This is a genomic window from Cellulomonas sp. ACRRI (genome assembly GCF_022346185.1).
Taxonomy (GTDB): Bacteria; Actinomycetota; Actinomycetes; order Actinomycetales; family Cellulomonadaceae; genus Cellulomonas.
In genome coordinates, this window is record NZ_JAKRMS010000020.1 from 1 (window position 1) to 17,226 (window position 17,226).

A 17,226-nucleotide genomic window follows, 5' to 3' on the forward strand; every position below is an offset into this window, starting at 1 on the left:
CTTGCCCCGAGAGGCTCCCGGCTAGACCACCGGGTAGATAGGCCGGATGTGGAAGAGGGGACGAAAGACCCTCGCAGCTGACCGGTACTAATAAGCCGACAACTTCACCACTCATACTTTTTGCTACGCGTCCACTGTGCGGTTCCCGAACCACGAACACGCACCCTCGAACATCGAGGGTGTCCCGTGTTTGAGAAGTTCGACAGAGTTACGGCGGTCATAGCGAAGGGGAAACGCCCGGTCCCATTCCGAACCCGGAAGCTAAGCCCTTCAGCGCCGATGGTACTGCACTCGCCAGGGTGTGGGAGAGTAGGACGCCGCCGGACATCATTCAGAGAAAGCCACTCCTTCGGGGGTGGCTTTCTCTGTTTTCCGGACCCGAACACCGGACGCCGAGGGCACCGGGCGATGCCGCCCAGCGGCACGTCCGCCGCCGAGCGTGCACCACCTGCCGGCTCTCCGGCCCCGCACCCGGCACCGTCCGCCCGCGGCGCGGCGCCCGTCCCAGCGGCCCGCGCCCGCCCCGGGGCAGACCCGCCGGCGCTGCGCGCGTCCCACCCGCCGACTCTGCACCGCGCGTCTGCGTACGGCGCCTCGCCCACAGACCGGAACTGCAGACTCGGCGCTCGGGCAGCCACCGCGCTCGGGCAGCCGCACCGCGCTCGGGCAGCCGCACGGCGCTCGTGCAGCCGCACGGCGCTCGTGCGGCCGCACGGCGCTGGGGCAGCCGCCCCACGCGCGCGCTGCGTGGGCGGGTGTGCGACGCCCAGGGCCGCCCGGCCACCCGCCGGGCCTGCGCGTCGCGTCTGTCTACGGCCTCGTGCTCCCAGACCCGGGACGCCGGCTCGGCGGCTCGCCTCCCGTGCCCGCGCGGGTGCGGCCCCGCCGAGATGGCAACTCTCGGCTGTGCCCGCGTCCCTGCGGACAGCCGAGAGTTGCCATCTCGGCGACCCGCGTGCGGGGCAGCAGGTGCGCGGGCCCGGGCGGGGTGGTCTCAGTCGCGGGGGTTGGTCCCGCGCGCTCGCCAGCTGCGGGCCACGATGCGCTCGAGGGCCTCGCCGTCCACCGCGTCGAGGTCCTTCAGGTACAGGCAGCCCGCGCCCACGGTGTGGGGGCCCAGCACGGCCAGGTCCGCGGCGTGCGCCTCGACGCCGTCCATGAGGTAGAAGGTCAGCGCGGTCGTGCGCGGGGCGAAGGCCACCGGTGGCCAGTCGCCCTCGCGTCCTGACGCGTACCGGTAGTGCGCGGAGCCGAACCCGACGATGGACGGCCCCCAGAGGACCGGCGGCTCCCCGGTGACCCGCTCGCACAGTGCGCGGGCGCGCTCGGCGTCGCGGCGGCGTCGGTCGGGCCGGACGGCGTCGAGGAAGGCGTTGACGTCGGCGTCCGTCGGCACGGTCTTGGGGGAGTCGGCCATGCGTCCCATCATGCCGGGCGTGGCTCGCCGCCCCCGCGGTCCCCGGTGGCGCCGAGATGGAGCCCGGGGGCCGGTGGACGCGGGATCAGTGGCCGGTGGTCCCGGCCGGGTGCGCGTCCGCCCGGGCTCGGTGGGGCGGCCCGTGCGGCCTCAGCGGTGGTTCGCGCCGCGCCGGTCCCCGGGTCGTCCCGTGCGGAGCAGCTCGCCGAGGGCGTGCGTCCCGATGGCGCCGATCACCGGGTCGTCGTCGCCGTGGGTGACCATCGCCGACGCCATGACGAGCGCCCACCCGGCCGCGCGCTGCCAGCGCCCGGGGTCGGCGGGCCCACGGGCGTCGGCGAGCGCGTCCACGCGGGCGCGGAACGCGGCCCGGCCCGCGTCGTCGAAGGTGAGCCACGCGGTCGCGAGGTCGCACGCCGGGTCGCCGGCCGTGACGTCCCCGAAGTCGAGCAGCCCGGCGAGCCGCCCGTCCCGGGCGACGAGGTTCGCCGGGTGCGGGTCGCCGTGCACCCACACCGGTGGTCCCGGCCAGGCGAGGGCGGCGAGGGCGTCGTGCCAGATGCTGCCCACCTGGGCGCGCGCGCCGGGCCCGAAGCCGTCGAGGTGCCCCGCGTCCACCCGGGCGCGCAGCGCCGCGGCGCGCCCGGCGAGCGCGCCACCGCGGACGGGGTTGACCGGCGCGGTGGCCGGCGCGGCGACGTGCAGCGCGTCGAGCGCCTCGGCGAGACCGTCCGCCCAGCGCGCGCGGTCGGCGACCGGCTCGTCCGCGGCGTGCTCGCCGGCGACCCAGGGGACGACGCTCCAGGACCAGCGGAAGCGCTCGCTCGGCCGGCCCACCCGGACGGGGGCGGGCACCGGCACGGGGCACAGCGCCGCGAGGACCGGGAGCCAGCGCTGCTCGTGCTCGAGGAGGTGCGCCGCTGCCTCGCGCCGGGGGAGGCGCACCGCGAGGTCGTCGCCGAGCCGGAAGGTCGCGTTGTCCCAGCCGTGCACGGCCGGCCGGACGGGGAGCGCGGCGAGGTCAGGGTGCTGGTCCGCGAGCAGCCCGCGGACCAGCGCGGTCGTCAGGTCGACCTCGGCGGGTGGCTTCACGGGCACGACGGCGGCTCCTCGGGCTGGTGCGCCGCCAGGGACCGGGCAGCGCTGGCGCGACCGGCCACGCTACACCTCGGCGGCGGCCCGCCGACCTCGGCGGCGGCCCGCCGGGCAGCACCGGCGCGGGCGCCGCGGCACGTGCGGGGGACGGACGTGCGGGAGCTCAGGGGCGGCGAGGCGCGTCCACCGGCGCCGTGGCACCCGGCCCCGTGGCACCCGGCCCGGTAGCACCCGGCCCGGTAGCACCCGGCCCGGTGGCACCGGGCACGGCGGCGCCGGCCCCCGTGGTGCCCGGCGCCCCGGCGCCGGCGGCACCCGCCCGGGCGGTCGCCACCGCCCCCCGCGGCAGCACCGACTGCGCCAGCAGGGTCGACCCGGCCACCGCGGCGGGCATCGTCGCGACCGCACCGCCGGGGACGAGGAAGCACAGCTGGGTCGCCACCCCGAACCCGAGCGCGCGCGCCCGGTGCCCGCGGAGCAGCGCGTTCCGCTCCCGGCGGGACAGGCCCCGGGCGACGAGGGCGCGGGACGACAGCTCGTGCGCGAGGACCCACCCGGTGAGCGTGACGCCGGTGATCCAGCCGAGCGGCGCCCCGACGACCGGGACCAGCCCGAGCAGCCCGGCGGCCGCGGCGGCGACCAGGCCGCGCGCGACCAGCGCCAGGCCGTCGACGGCGCCGCGCCACACGCCGGTCGAGCCGTCGGGGACGGTGCCGGTCGTGTCCTGCTCGACCGCGCGCCAGATCCGGTCGTAGAACGGCTCGCCGACCGTGAGCGTCAGCGCGGTGAACGTCACGACGACCAGGACCACGACGGCCACGAGCACCACGCCCTGCGCGGCGAGCTCCGCGGCCTGCTCCCAGGCCGGCGACCAGCCGTCCGCGAACGGCGTCAGCCGCTCGCCGATCGTGCCGAGGTTCGCCACGAGCGCGGTCAGCGCCGCGAGGACGACGGCCCCCACGATCACCGCGGGGATGAGCCCGCGCGCCATCGCGCCGGGTCGCCGCCGCCACCAGGTCCAGCCGCCGCCGAGCAGGCGGACGCCCGCGAGGAACTCGTGCATGCGGGCAGCCTAGGTCGCGGGCACGTCGTCCCGCCGCCGGAGGGCGTCGTCGGCCCCCGCGGCCGGGGTCGGCACGGCCGGCCCGGGCACGGGGCGCGCGGCGTCGGCCGGGCGGGTGGTGCCCGTGCCGTCGGCGGGCAGCGGCACGACCGCGTCCACGACCATCGACCCGTCCGTCGGGCCCTCCACGGGCACCGGTACCGGCGTGGACCCGACCCGGTCCAGCGGCGCGATCGGCGCGTGCGCGAGCGCCCGGTGCGCGCGCAGGTACGCGGGCACGAGGAGCACCACGGCGCCGGCCCACGCGAGCGGGTTGCCCCACACCACGCCGAGGTAGCCGAACGCCGCCCCGAGCACGACGGCGGCGCCCACCCGCATCGCCAGCTCGATCACGCCGGTGAGCGTGGGGACGCCGGTGCGGCCGAGGCCCTGCAGGGCGCCGCGGAGCACGAACAGCACGCCCAGGACCGCGTACAGGGCGGCGTTGACGTGCAGGAGCTGCGTCGCGAGCCGGACGACCTCGGCCGCGCCGTCGCCGACGAAGAGCCGCACGAGCCAGCCGCCCGAGGCGAACAGCACCACCCCCAGGACCGCCGAGCCCGCCACGGCGAGCCAGGTCGCCTGGACCACGCCCTGCCGGATGCGGTCGGGGCGGCCGCCGCCGAGGTTCTGCGCGACGAACATCGACACCGCGAGCCCCAGCGACTGCAGCAGCGCGACCGCCAGGCCGTCCACCCGGGACGCCGTCGTGTACGCCGCCACCGCGTCCGCGCCCAGGGTGTTCAGCCGCACCTGCACCGCGAGGGTGCCGATCGCGATGATCGACGCCTGGAACCCCATGGGCAGGCCGAGCCGCAGGTGCTCGGCGAGCTCGGCCCGGGGGACGCGCCAGTCCGCGCGGTGCACGTGCAGCACCGGCACCCGGCGGCGCACGTACTCCAGGCACAGCACCACGGACAGCGCCTGGGAGACCACCGTCGCGAGCGCGGCCCCGCCGACCCCGAGGTCCATCGGGCCGACCATGACCATCACCAGGACGACGTTCAGCACGCACGCCAGCGTCAGGAACCACAGCGGGGTCCGGGAGTCCCCGATCGCGCGGATGATCGCCGCGAGGAAGTTGAAGAACATCAGCGCGCCCGCGCCGAGGAAGCTCACCTGGGCGAACGTCGTCGCCTCGGCCATGAGCACGTCGGGCGTGCGCAGCAGGGCCAGCGCCGGGCCGGCGAGCAGGGGAGCCGCCACCGTCAGCAGCACGCTCGTGGCGCCCGTGAGGAGCGTGCCCGCGGCGACCGACCGGCGCACGGCGGCGGCGTCGCGGGCGCCGAACGCCTGCGCCGTCGGGATGGCGAAGCCCGAGGTCATGCCCCAGGCGAACCCGAGCAGCAGGAACAGCAGGCTGCCGGTGGCGCCGACCGCGGCGAGCGCGTCCACGCCGAGGTGGCGGCCGACGACGACGGCGTCGGCGAACTGGTAGAGCTGCTGGACGACGTTGCCCACCAGCAGGGGGACGGCGAACACGAGGATGACGCGCCAGGGACTGCCGGCGGTCAGGACCTTGGCCATGACGAGAGTGCTCCGGGGCAGGGCGGGGGTGGGGGGAGGGGCGGCCGCCGGTCGTGCCGTCGTGCCGCAGGACCGATCGTATCGTTTCGACGCCCGGTGACCAGAGGTTTCTGCGGTGACTCCACCCGTTCGACGGCGCCCTGCGGGCGAGGTCGCACCGGCGCGGGCGGCGTCACGCCTGCGCGGGCGGCGTCACACCGGCGCGGGCACCGTCCGGCCCTCGTCCCACGGGACGGCCCACCCCACCGCGTCGAGCAGCCGGTCGAGGATGAACGCGGTGAAGCCCCACACGAGCACCCCGTCGGCGTCGAACGCCGGCCCGCGCCACTCGTGGCCGCCGCGGCGCAGGACCGTCGTGACGCGCCGCGCGGGGTCCACCAGGTCGGCCACCGGCACCCGGAACACGTCGACGGTCTCGGCGGGGTCGGCCGCCGCCACGGCCGAGGGGCGGTCCCACCACGCCAGCACCGGGGTGACCAGGTTCCGGCTCACCGTGACCGGCAGCAGCGGCAGGGTGCCCAGCACCCGCACGCCGGCAGGGTCGAGGCCGGTCTCCTCGCGGGCCTCGCGCAGCGCCGCCGCCTCCGGCCCGGCGTCGGTCGCGTCGATCCCGCCGCCGGGGAACGACACCTGGCCCGGGTGGTGGCTGAGGGTCGGCGAGCGGCGGGTGAGCAGCACGTCGAGGTCGGCGGCGACGGCCGGGTGGTCGGCGCGCGCGGCCGCGGCGTCGAGGACGCCGAACAGGACCAGCACCGCGGACCGCCGGACGGGTCGGGCGTGCGGCGCCTCGCGGCCGGGGGGTGGTGCGTCGAAGGCGCGCTCGGGGTCGGGCGCCCAGACCGGCCGCCGGGCGCAGAGCGCGACCAGGTCGGCCAGCGCCCCGGCGGCGGCGCCCGACCCCGGCCCGGCCGGAGGCGGCACCGTCACGCCCGCTCCCGGACGGCCGCGGCGAACGACGCCAGACCCAGGTCCGCCCCGGGTCGCAGCGCGGCGAGGTGCTGCCGCGAGCCGAGCCGGATGGCCGCCACCTCGTCGGGCTCGAGGTCGGCGACCATCTGCGGGGTGGACAGCCACAGGTCCAGCACCGTCGCGTCCACCTCGAGGTGGAACTGCGTGCCCACCGCCGAGCCGGCGCGGAACGCCTGCACCGGGGTGACGTCCGTCGACGCGAGCAGCGTGGCCCCGGCGGGCAGGTCGACGGCGTCGGCGTGCCAGTGCAGCACGGTCGGACGCGGCCCGGCCGGCGCGAGGAGCGGGTCGTGCGCGACGACGTCGACGGGCGCGAAGCCGATCTCCGTGCCGTGCCGGCGGTGCAGCGGCGCCCCGAGCGCCAGGGCCAGGAGCTGCATCCCGAGGCACACGCCCAGCGTCGGCAGCCCGGCCTCCACCGCCTCGGCGAGCAGCCGGCGCTCCGCGGCGAGGCCGGGGTGGCCGGCGTCGTCGTCGGCGTCCTGGGGCCCGCCCATGACGACCAGTCCGGCCAGATCGGCCACGGCGGGCAGGCGCGGAGACGGGTCGTCCAGCACGGTGCGCGTCGTGATCGGCAGGCCGTCGAGCGCGCGGGCGACGAGGCCCGGCCCCTCGTGCGCGACGTGCGCGAGGACGAGGACGGGACGCGGCTGGCTCACGACGCGACCCTAACCGGTCGGCGCAGCGGTGCCCGCGGCGCCGACGTCGCGCCGGGGCCGGAGTACGTGCGCCCCGGGCCCCGGCGGCCCGCCGGTCACCACCCGTCGGGCAGCGGCCGGCCCTCGTCGTACCCGGCGGCGGACTGGATCCCGACGACCGCCCGCTCGGCGAACTCGTCGAGCGAGGTGGCGCCCACGTAGGTGCAGGAGGACCGCACACCGGAGGTGATCCGGTCGATCAGGTCCTCGACGCCGGGGCGCTCGGGGTCGAGGTACATCCGCGAGGAGGAGATGCCCTCCTCGTAGAGCGCCTTGCGGGCCCGGTCGAACGCGGACCCGCCGCGGGTGCGCGCGGCGACGGCGCGGGCCGAGGCCATGCCGAAGCTCTCCTTGTAGAGCCGGCCGTCCCCGTCGGCGTGCAGGTCCCCGGGGGACTCGTGCGTGCCGGCGAACCAGGACCCGACCATGACCTGCGAGGCGCCGGCGGCCAGGGCCAGGGCGACGTCGCGCGGGTGCCGCACGCCGCCGTCGGCCCAGACGTGCTTGCCGAGCTCGCGCGCGGCCGCGGCGCACTCGAGCACCGCGGAGAACTGCGGCCGCCCGACGGCGGTCATCATGCGCGTGGTGCACATGGCGCCGGGGCCGACGCCGACCTTGACGATGTCGGCGCCCGCGGCGATGAGGTCGCGGGTGCCCTCGGCGGTGACGACGTTGCCGGCGACGACCGGGATCCGCGGGTCGAGCGAGCGCACGGCCTCGAGGGCGTCGAGCATCTTGCGCTGGTGGCCGTGCGCGGTGTCGACGACGAGCACGTCGACCTCGGCGTCGAGCAGCGCGGCGGCCTTGCCCTTGACGTCCCCGTTCACGCCGACGGCCGCGGCGACCCGCAGGCGGCCCTGCGCGTCGAGCGCCGGGGTGTAGATCGACGACCGCAGGGCGCCGACCTGGGTCAGCACGCCGACCAGGCGGCCGTCGCGGACGACGGGGGAGAACTTGCGGCGCGAGCCGTGCAGCCGCTCGAAGGCGGCCTCCAGCCCGGCGGTGCCGCCGGACTCGACGACGGACAGCTCGACGGTGGTCGGGTCGCCGGACATGACGTCGGCGATCTGGGTGAACCGGTCGACGCCCTCGCAGTCGGCGGGGGTGACCACGCCGACGGGCCGGTCGCCCTCGACGACGACCGCGGCGCCGTGGGCGCGCTTGCCGATGAGGGTGAGCGCGGTGTGCACGGTGTCCTGCGGGGACACGACCACGGCGCTCTCGACGACGGTGTGCTTGGCCTTGACGGAGGCGACCACGTCGGCGACGACGTCGGTCGGCACGTCCTGCGGCAGGACCGCGAGGCCGCCGCGGCGCGCCACGGTCTCGGCCATCCGGCGGCCGGCGACGGCGGTCATGTTGGCGACGACGACCGGGATCGTGGTGCCGGTGCCGTCGGTGGACGACAGGTCGACGTCGAAGCGGGAGGCGACCTCGGACCGGGACGGGACGAGGAAGACGTCGCCGTAGGTGAGGTCGGAGGAGGGCTGGTGCCCGGGCAGGAAGCGCATAGGTGTGTTCCCCTTTCCGCCCGATGCTACCGGGCGCCGTGCGGCCCCCACCCGGGACCGCGGGACCCCGCACCGGGGCCCCGCGGGACGGGCACTACTCCTTCACAGCACCGGCGCTCTGGTTCATGATCCGCTTCTGGAAGAGGAAGAACAGCACGGCGACGGGGATCGTCATGATCGCCGCGGCGGCCAGCTTGAGCGGGTACTGCGTGCCTTGGGACAGCTGTCCGGACGCCAGCTGGGCGACGCCCTTGGTGAGCGTGACCAGCTGCGGGTCCTGGGACGCGACGATGAAGTGCGACAGCTCGTTCCAGGAGCCCTGGAACGACAGGATGACGATGGTGACCAGCGCGGGCCGGGCCATCGGCAGCACGACGGACCAGAACACCCGGAACGTGCCGGCGCCGTCCATCCGGGCGGCCTCCTCGACCGACGGCGGGATCGACTCGAAGAAGTTCTTCATGATGAAGATGCCGGCGGCGTCCGCGAGCAGCGGGATGATCAGGCCGGCGAACGAGTTGTAGATGCCGACCTGCTTGATCACGAGGAACTTCGGGATGAGCAGCACGACGTTCGGCACGGCCATGACCGCGACCAGGCCGGCGAACACGAGCCCGCGGCCCCGGAACCGCAGCCGCGCCAGCGCGTACCCGGCGAGCGAGTTGATGAACACCCGACCGATCGTGACGACGACCGTGACGATCACCGAGTTCCGGAACCACAGCGGGAAGTCGGAGCGCAGGAACAGCCGCTCGTAGGCCGCGGTGGACCAGGTCTGGGGGATCAGCGAGATCGCGTTCTGCGCGGCCTCGGCGTCGGTCTTGAACGACGTCGCCACCTGGATGAGGAACGGGTAGACGTACAGCAGCGCCAGGACGACGAGCACGGCGTAGGTGAAGGACGTCGCGAGCAGGCGGCGCCGGCTGCGGCGCGCCCGCGGGACGGCGCCGCCCGCGGGGCCGGACGCGCCGCGGGCACCGCCCCGGGTGCCGCTGCTGACGGTGGCGGCGGTCATCGGTCGCTCCCGGTCGTCGAGGTGGAGGTCGTGGCGCCGGCGCCCGGGCCGCCGGTCGTCGCGGCCGTCCCGGCGACGGCGGCCGGGGGAGCGGGCGGGTCGCGGTGGAACCGCTTGCGCCGGGGGACGTCGCGCTCGCGCAGGACGACCCGCTGCAGGACGGTGAGCAGGACGATGATCCCGAACAGCACGAACGCGATGGCGGCGCCGCGGCCCCACTCGTTGTTCTGGAACGCCGCGGTGTACGACAGGTACGCCGGGGTGAGGGTGGTCTTCGCGGGTCCGCCCTGCGTGCCGGTGTAGATCTGGTCGAAGACCTGCCAGGTGCCGATGAGGCCGAGGGTCACGACGGTGAACACGGTGGGCTTCAGCATGGGCAGCGTGACCCGGAAGAACCGCTGCCGGGCGTTGGCCCCGTCCATCAGCGCGGCCTCCTCGACCTCGGCGGAGACGGCCTGCAGCGCCGCGAGGAACAGCAGCATGAACGTGCCGGAGGTGGTGAAGATCGCCAGCAGGATGAACGCGGTCATCGCGACGGACGGCCCCGCGGCCCACTCCCACAGCGAGATGCCGAGGAACCCGTGCTGGGCGAGCGCGACCGGCGCGGTGTCGACGCCGAGGGTGCCGAGCAGCAGGTGGATCACGCCCTGCGGGTCGTTGAACCAGTTGGGGCCGGTGATGGACAGCTTCGCGAGGATCGCGTTGATGGTGCCCGACGCCGAGAACAGGAACAGCCAGAGCACCGTGATGGCGACCGACGACGTCACGGACGGGAAGTAGAACGCCGTCCGGAAGAAGCCCTTCCCGCGCAGCGCCGCGCGGTTGACCATCGTCGCGAGGAACAGGGCGAGCGCGGTCTGCAGCGGGACGACGAGCAGGACGTAGTACGCGTTGTTGCGCATCGCCGTGCCGAAGTCCTGGGTGGCGAGGCCGCCGCCGAGCAGCAGGCGCTCGTAGTTGTCGAGCCCGACGAAGCCGACGTCGGACGCCAGCGGGCTGCCCCGGCCGGTCCAGTCGGACAGGCTGACCCAGAGCGCCATGAGCACGGGCACGACCAGGAACAGCCCCAGGATGACGAGCATCGGGGTGAGGAACAGCCACCCCGACGCGGCCTCGCGGCCCCGGGCGGACCCGGGGCCGCGCGACCGGCGGCGGAGCGGCACCGCCGCCTGCGTGGTCATGGTGTCAGGACGCGTTCTCGTCGAGGACGGCCTGCAGGTTCGTCTGCACCGAGCCGAGGATCGCGGCCGGGTCGCCGGTCTTCAGGCCCTCGAGCTGGGCGTTGAAGTCGGTGATGACGTCCGCGGCGCCGCGGGCGTTGACGACGTTCTGCGCGAAGTCGGCCGAGTCGATGAACGCGGTCATCTCCGGGAACAGCTCCTTCCAGCCGTCGGCCGCGGACTGCACGGACGGCATGACGCCGAACGCCTCGGAGAACGCGAGCTGCTGGTCGGTGGCGGTCAGGTACTGCACCAGGTCGACGGCGTCGGACTGGCTGGAGGAGTCGGCGGCGACGCCCCAGCAGTTGGTGAACTGCAGGGTGCCCTGCCCGGCCGGGCCGGCCGGCAGCTCGACGACGCGGTAGCCGACGTCCGGGTAGTCGTTCTCCATGGCGCCGGTGATCCAGTTGCCCTCGATGGTCATCGCGGCGGCGCCGGTGCCGAACGCCTCGCCGCCCCAGCCGGTGCCGAGGTCGGCGGCGTAGGCCGCGGAGCCGGACGCGAGGAGCTGCTGGACGTAGGTGAGGCCCTCGACGTTCTCGGGGGAGTCGGCGGTGGCCTCGGTGCCGTCCTCGCTGACGAGCGTGCCGCCGGCCTGGGCGAGGAACGCGCCGACGCGGGCGTACTCGCCGGAGAACCCGAGGCCGACCTGGTCGCCGGTGGTGAGCGTCCCGGCGACGTCGGTGAGCTGGTCCCAGGTGGTCGGGACGTCCGCGTCGGTCAGGCCGGCGGCCTCCCACGCGGCGGTGTTGATGATGAGGCCGAGCGTGGAGAAGTCCTTGGGCGCGCAGACGAGCTCGTCGTCGTACGTGAACTGGTCGACGAGGGTCGGGTAGAAGTCGTCGGCGTTGTCCAGCTCCGAGCCGTACGGGTAGAGCGAGCCGTTGGCGGCGTAGGTCTGGAACTGGTCGGCGCTGACGTAGAACACGTCGGCCGGGTCGCCGGACGCGAAGCCCTGGCTGAGCTCCTGCGTGAGGTCGGACGCGACCTGCACGGTGGCGTCGACGCCGGACTCCTCGGACCACGCGGCGACGGCGGCCTTGACCGCGTCGGTCTCGGCGTCGCCGGAGGAGCCGATGAGGATGCTCAGCGAGCCGCCGCCCTCGGTGGACGCGGCGTCGGCGCCGTCGTCCTCGAAGCCGGAGCCACCGCCGCAGGCGGACAGGGCGAGGACGCCGGCCGCGCCGGCTGCGGTGGCGGCGAGGAGGCGCCGCCCTCGGGCGGGGATGCGGTGCTGCATGGGGGTTCTCTCCTTCAGGGGGTGGTGCACGGAGGGTCAGGGCGTGCGGCTGGACGCGCGCTCGACCAGGTGCGGGGCCAGCAGGACCGCGCGGCTGCGGGTGCCGCCGGTGCCGTCGAGCTGGTCGAGCAGGAGGTCGAGGGCGCGGTGCGCGGCCTCGGTGAGCGGCTGGGCCACGGAGGTGAGGCCGACGGCGGCGGCGACGGGGGTGTCGTCGAAGCCGACCACGGCGAGGGTGGTGCCCTGGCTGCGGGCGACGGTGAGCGCGCCGAGGGCGAGGGAGTCGGACGCGCAGACCACGGCGGTGGGCGCGGCGTCCGCGAGGACCCGCTCGGTGGCCTGGGCCCCGGCCGCGACGCCGTCGGGCACACGGGCGTGCAGCCGGCGCAGCAGGCCGCCGTCGTGGCCGGCGTCGACCATCGCAGACGCCCAGCCGGCGGCGCGGTCCTCGCCGACGTCGGACCCGTCGGGCCAGCCGAGGTAGGCGATGCGCTCGTGGCCGAGGCGGCGCAGGTGGTCGACGGCGGCGCGGGTGCCGGCCGAGCCGTCGACGTCGACCCACGGGTGGGCGCCGGCGCCCTCGGGCCGCTCGCCCCACGGCCGGCCGAACGTCACGAACGGCACGTCGCGCTCGGCGAGCCACGCGGCGCGCCGGTCGTCGCGGTGGGTGCTGGTGAGGACGAAGGCGTCGAGGTCGGCGGTGTCCAGCAGCTCGCTGTACTGGGCGATCTCGCGGTCGTCGTCGGGGGCGGTGAACAGCATCACCCGGTAGCCGCGGGCCTGGGCGCTCTCGGTGAGCGCGTGCAGGAACCGGTCGAGCACGGCGCCGTTGATGCCGTCGTGCACGGGCTCGAGGCGCAGGCCGAGGACGCGGGACCGCCCGGTGCGGAGCTGGCGTGCCGCGGAGGAGGGGCGGTAGCCCAGGGCGTCGATGGCCGCGCGGACGCGCTCGGTGGTGTCGGCGCGCACGAGGTGCGGGGCGTTGAGCACGTTGGACACCGTCTGGCGGGACACGCCGGCGCGCAGAGCGACGCTCTCCAGCGTCGGCCGGGTCGTGGCGTCCATGGCGCTCCCTCGCGTCGGTCGGTGGGCATATGATCGTTCCAAGTTGCGATTGGAACGCTCAAACGGATGCCCCTAGAGTTGCCAGCGCCCCCGGGCCTGTCAAGCCGGGCGGGCCCCGGCCGGGTCACGATCCGGTCTCGGCGGACGCCCACCTGACCACCGCACGCCCCTCCCGAACGACGAGGTACCCATGGAGCTCCAGCCCCTGCTGCACGACCTGCTGGTCGCGGTCCACGCCCCCACGCAGGCGTGGTCGGACGCCGACGGCCAGATCGGCCTGGTGGACGGCCGCGGCGCCCAGGGCGTCTACCACGGCGACGTCCGGGTGCTGTCCGGCGCCCGGCTGACCGTCGGCGGTGCGGTGCCCGAGGCGGTCGCGTCGGGGCCGGACGGCGCCGGGCGGGCCCGCACGGTGCTGCTCGCCCGCTCGGTCGACGGCCCGGGCGCGGACCCGACCGCGCGCCTGGAGCGGCTGCGCGAGGTCGTCCCGGGCCGGGTGACGGAGACGCTGACGCTGACCTGCTCGACGGCGGAGCCGGTGGCCGCGCGCCTCGAGGTGGCCGTGCGCCCCGACGGGACGCCGATGGACTGGATCAAGTCGGGCTCGCCGGTCGGCGACGCGCCGGCACCCGAGCGCACGGGCGACGGCGCGCGCTGGCAGGCCGACGCGGACGTGGCGGCGGTGCTGTCCGCGCCGGGCGCGGACGTCGCGATGGACGCGGACGGGACCGTGCGGCTGGCCTGGGACCTGACGGCGACGACCGGGGCGCCGGTCGCGGTCGCCTGGACCCTCGACGTCACGGACGCGGCCGGCCCGGTCACGGCGCCGCGCCGCGCCGAGCCCGAGTGGCAGCCGCTGCACGTCGACGCGGCCGACCGCCGGCTGCCCGCCCTGCTCGACCAGGCGCTCGCCGACCTCGGCACGCTGCGCCTGAGCGCCCGGTTCGCGCCGGACGACGTGTTCCTCGCCGCGGGCGCCCCGTGGTTCTTCACCCTGTTCGGCCGGGACTCGATCTGGGCGGCGCGCATGCTGCTGCCGCTCGGCACCGAGCTCGCGGCGGGGACGCTGCGCACGCTCGCGGCGCTGCAGGGCACGACGGTCGACCCCGCCACCGCCGAGCAGCCCGGCAAGATCCTGCACGAGGTGCGCCGCGCCGAGCTGTCGATGCCCGGCGAGGGCACCGTGCTGCCGCCGGTGTACTACGGCACGGTCGACGCGACGCCGCTGTGGGTCTGCCTGCTGCACGACGCCTGGCGCTGGGGCATGCCGGCGGACGAGGTCGAGGCGCTGCTGCCCGCGATGGAGCGCGCGCTGGCGTGGATGTCCGACCACGGCGACTCGGACGGCGACGGCTTCCTCGAGTACGTCGACGAGACCGGCTCCGGCCTGGCGAACCAGGGCTGGAAGGACTCGGGCGACTCGGTGCAGTGGAAGACCGGCGGGCTGGCGACCGGCCCCATCGCGCTGGCCGAGGTGCAGGGCTACGCCCACGAGGCCGCCGTCGCCGGCGCCGCGCTGCTCGACGCGTTCGGGCGCGGGGGCGGCGACCGGTGGCGCGCGTGGGCGGCGGCGCTGGCCGAGCGGTTCCGCGCCTCGTTCTGGACGTCGGACGAGCGCGGCGCCTACCCCGGGATCGCGCTGGACGCGGACAAGCGCGTCGTCGACACGGTGACGTCGAACATCGGCCACCTGCTGGGGACCGGGATCCTGTCTGCCGAGGAGGAGGCCACGGTCGCCGCGCGGCTCGTCGGACCGGACATGGACTCCGGCTACGGCCTGCGCACGATGTCGACGGAGTCGGCCGGCTACTGGGAGCTGCGCTACCACGGCGGCGCCGTGTGGCCGCACGACACCGCGATCGTCGTGCAGGGCCTGGCGCGCGCCGGGCACGCCCGGGAGGCGGCAGCGCTCGCGGAGGGGCTGCTCGCGGCCGCGCAGGACTTCGACCAGCGGCTGCCCGAGCTCTACGGCGGCGACGCCCGCGGCACCGTCCCGCGCGCCGTGCCGTACCCCGCGGCGTGCCGCCCGCAGGCCTGGTCGGCCGCGGCGGCGGTGTCGGTGCTCGGGGCGGCGCTCGGACTGGCTCCCGACGTGCCCGGCGGCCGGCTGACCGTGGCGCCGCCGGTGCCGTCGCCCCTCGGGGCGGTCGCCGTGCGCGGGCTCCGCCTGGGCGGCGCGCCGCTCGCGGTGCGGGTCGGTGCGGACGGCTCGGTGCAGGTCGAGGCCGAGGCCGACGTGGCGGTGCACCTGCGGTCCTGACGGCGGCGCACGGCGCCGCCGCAGGGTCTCCTCGGGGTCGCACCCGGTCGTGGGCACGTCGCCCGCGCCCGGGGCGACCCCGCCCTTTAGGGTGGGGTCTTCTCGGACGCGAGCCGCGCGGACGACGGCGACGGGCGGTGGGACATGGGGCTGCTGGACGGGATCGGGTCCCCGGCCGACGTGCGCGCGCTGTCCGCGGGGCAGGTGCGGGCGCTGGCCGCCGAGATCCGCGGCTACCTGGTCGACCAGGTGTCCCGCACGGGCGGGCACCTGGGTCCGAACCTGGGCGTCGTCGAGCTGACCATCGCGCTGCACCGGGTGTTCGAGTCGCCGCGGGACACGCTGGTGTTCGACACCGGCCACCAGGCGTACGTCCACAAGCTGCTGACCGGCCGGCAGGACTTCGGCCGGCTGCGCCGGCGCGGCGGGCTGTCCGGCTACCCGAGCCGCGCGGAGTCCGAGCACGACGTGGTGGAGAACTCGCACGCGTCGACGGCGCTGTCCTGGGCCGACGGCATCGCGCGGGCGAACGCGCTGGCCGGCCGGGACGACCGGCACGTGGTGGCGGTGGTCGGCGACGGCGCGCTGACCGGCGGCATGGCCTGGGAGGCGCTGAACAACGTCGCCGACGGCACGGACCGGCGGCTGGTCGTCGTGGTGAACGACAACGGCCGGTCGTACGCGCCGACGATCGGCGGGCTCGCGCTGCACCTGGACGCGCTGCGCACGACCCGCGGCTACGAGACGGTGCTGTCCTGGGGCAAGCAGGCGCTGAAGCGGTCCGGCCCGCCCGGGCGGATCGCGTACGACGCGCTGCACGGCCTGAAGAAGGGGATCAAGGACGTCGTCGCCCCGCAGGGGATGTTCGAGGACCTGGGGCTCAAGTACGTCGGCCCGGTGGACGGCCACGACGAGGCGGCGGTGGAGTTCGCGCTGCGCCGCGCGCGGTCGTTCGGCGGCCCGGTCATCGTGCACGTGATCACCGAGAAGGGCCGGGGGTACACGCCGGCCGAGCAGGACGTCGCGGACCGGTTCCACGCCGTGGGGCAGATCCACCCCGAGACCGGGCTGCCGGTCGCGCCGTCGCGGTTCGGCTGGACGGGGGTGTTCGCCGACGAGATCGTGCGGATCGGGCGCCGCCGCCCCGACGTCGTCGCGATCACGGCCGCGATGCTGCAGCCGGTCGGGCTCGCGCCGTTCGCCGAGGCGTTCCCGGGCCGGACGTTCGACGTCGGGATCGCGGAGCAGCACGCCGTGACGACGGCCGCGGGCATGGCGTTCGCGGGGCTGCACCCGGTGGTGGCGGTGTACGCGACGTTCCTGAACCGCGCGTTCGACCAGGTGCTCATGGACGTGGGCCTGCACCGCGCGGGCGTGACGTTCGTGCTGGACCGCGCCGGGCTCACCGGGGACGACGGCGCCTCGCACAACGGCGTGTGGGACCTGGCGGTGCTGGGCGTCGTCCCCGGGCTGCGGCTCGCGGCTCCCCGCGACGAGGAGACGCTGCGGGCGGCGCTGCGCGCGGCCGTCGACGTGGACGACGCGCCCACGGTGGTGCGCTACCCGAAGGGGGCGCTGACCGAGGGGCTGCCCGCGGTCGACGACGTGGACGGCGTCGACGTGCTGGCGCGGCACGGCGGCGCGGCGGACGGCCCGCACGGGGCGCGGTCCGTGCTGGTGTGCGGCGTCGGCGCGATGGCGCGCACGGCGCTGGCGCTGGGGGAGCTGCTGGCCCAGCACGGGCTCCGGGTCACGGTCGTCGACCCCCGGTGGGTGCTGCCGGTGCCGGCGGCGCTGGTGAAGCTGGTGGGGGAGCACGACCACGCCGTGACGATCGAGGACGGCGTGCGCGAGGGCGGCATCGGCTCGGCGGTCGGGCTCCGGGCGCGGGACGCCGGGATCGCGACGCCGGTGCAGGCGTTCGGGGTGCCGCGCCGTTACCTCGAGCACGCGAGCCGGGACGAGCTCCTGACCGGGCTGCGGCTCACCGCGCCGGACCTCGCGCGCGACGTGCTCGCGGCGCTCGGCGCGGCGTCCTGACGCGGGTCGGGGGCCCGCTCCCGGGCCCTCGGTCCCCGACGTGAGCACCGTCACGCGCCCGTCCCGG

13 protein-coding genes and 2 rRNA genes are annotated in these 17,226 nt (G+C 76.1%); 4 read left to right on the forward strand and 11 right to left on the reverse strand.

All coding sequences use genetic code 11. The annotated features are described in order from the left end of the window. Positions 1-111, forward strand: a 23S ribosomal RNA gene (locus tag MHY85_RS06175); the annotation flags it as partial. Positions 112-209: 98 nt separating this feature from the next. After that, positions 210-326, forward strand: a 5S ribosomal RNA gene (rrf, locus tag MHY85_RS06180). Between the two features lie 668 nt (positions 327-994). On the opposite strand, the gene MHY85_RS06185 is transcribed toward rrf, so the two are convergent. The 11 genes from MHY85_RS06185 to MHY85_RS06235 form a co-directional block, all read right to left on the reverse strand. Beyond that, entirely contained in the window at positions 995-1,417 is a 423-nt protein-coding gene (locus tag MHY85_RS06185) for a DUF1801 domain-containing protein (RefSeq protein WP_239194231.1), read from the reverse strand. A gap of 150 nt (positions 1,418-1,567) precedes the next feature. After that, complete coding sequence (locus MHY85_RS06190) at positions 1,568-2,515, reverse strand: aminoglycoside phosphotransferase family protein (RefSeq protein ID WP_239194233.1); 948 nt, start codon at positions 2,513-2,515, stop codon at positions 1,568-1,570. Positions 2,516-2,675: 160 nt separating this feature from the next. Continuing rightward, positions 2,676-3,575: an EI24 domain-containing protein gene (locus MHY85_RS06195; protein ID WP_304518912.1), complete on the reverse strand. Its 900-nt coding sequence runs from the start codon at positions 3,573-3,575 to the stop codon at positions 2,676-2,678. A 9-nt stretch (positions 3,576-3,584) separates the two neighbouring features. Then, complete coding sequence (locus MHY85_RS06200; RefSeq protein WP_239194235.1) at positions 3,585-5,141, reverse strand: MATE family efflux transporter; 1,557 nt, start codon at positions 5,139-5,141, stop codon at positions 3,585-3,587. A 192-nt stretch (positions 5,142-5,333) separates the two neighbouring features. Next, the gene (locus tag MHY85_RS06205; RefSeq protein WP_239194237.1) at positions 5,334-6,068 is read right to left on the reverse strand and encodes a CoA pyrophosphatase; all 735 of its coding nucleotides are present in this window, start codon (positions 6,066-6,068) and stop codon (positions 5,334-5,336) included. Beyond that, positions 6,065-6,769, reverse strand: a complete 705-nt coding sequence (locus MHY85_RS06210; protein ID WP_239194239.1) for a type 1 glutamine amidotransferase — start codon at positions 6,767-6,769, stop codon at positions 6,065-6,067. The genes MHY85_RS06205 and MHY85_RS06210 overlap by 4 nt, the downstream gene beginning before the upstream one ends. Before the next feature lie 95 nt (positions 6,770-6,864). After that, positions 6,865-8,319 (reverse strand): GuaB1 family IMP dehydrogenase-related protein, encoded by a 1,455-nt coding sequence (locus tag MHY85_RS06215; protein WP_239194241.1) that lies wholly within the window; start codon positions 8,317-8,319, stop codon positions 6,865-6,867. 94 nt (positions 8,320-8,413) lie between these two features. After that, entirely contained in the window at positions 8,414-9,334 is a 921-nt protein-coding gene (locus tag MHY85_RS06220; RefSeq protein WP_239194243.1) for a carbohydrate ABC transporter permease, read from the reverse strand. Next, complete coding sequence (locus MHY85_RS06225) at positions 9,331-10,515, reverse strand: carbohydrate ABC transporter permease (protein ID WP_239194245.1); 1,185 nt, start codon at positions 10,513-10,515, stop codon at positions 9,331-9,333. Before MHY85_RS06225 ends, MHY85_RS06220 begins: the two co-directional genes overlap by 4 nt. A 4-nt stretch (positions 10,516-10,519) precedes the next feature. Then, positions 10,520-11,794 (reverse strand): extracellular solute-binding protein, encoded by a 1,275-nt coding sequence (locus tag MHY85_RS06230; protein ID WP_239194247.1) that lies wholly within the window; start codon positions 11,792-11,794, stop codon positions 10,520-10,522. Positions 11,795-11,830: 36 nt separating this feature from the next. After that, positions 11,831-12,859, reverse strand: a complete 1,029-nt coding sequence (locus MHY85_RS06235) for a LacI family DNA-binding transcriptional regulator (RefSeq protein ID WP_239194249.1) — start codon at positions 12,857-12,859, stop codon at positions 11,831-11,833. Positions 12,860-13,049: 190 nt separating this feature from the next. Between MHY85_RS06235 and MHY85_RS06240 the strand changes: the two genes are divergently transcribed. After that, the gene (locus tag MHY85_RS06240) at positions 13,050-15,119 is read left to right on the forward strand and encodes a glycogen debranching N-terminal domain-containing protein (protein ID WP_239194251.1); all 2,070 of its coding nucleotides are present in this window, start codon (positions 13,050-13,052) and stop codon (positions 15,117-15,119) included. Between the two features lie 144 nt (positions 15,120-15,263). Beyond that, positions 15,264-17,159 carry a 1-deoxy-D-xylulose-5-phosphate synthase gene (gene dxs / locus MHY85_RS06245; protein ID WP_239194253.1) on the forward strand — a complete coding sequence of 632 codons (1,896 nt, stop codon included), beginning with the start codon at positions 15,264-15,266 and terminating at the stop codon, positions 17,157-17,159. The last annotated feature ends 67 nt before the right edge of the window (positions 17,160-17,226 follow it).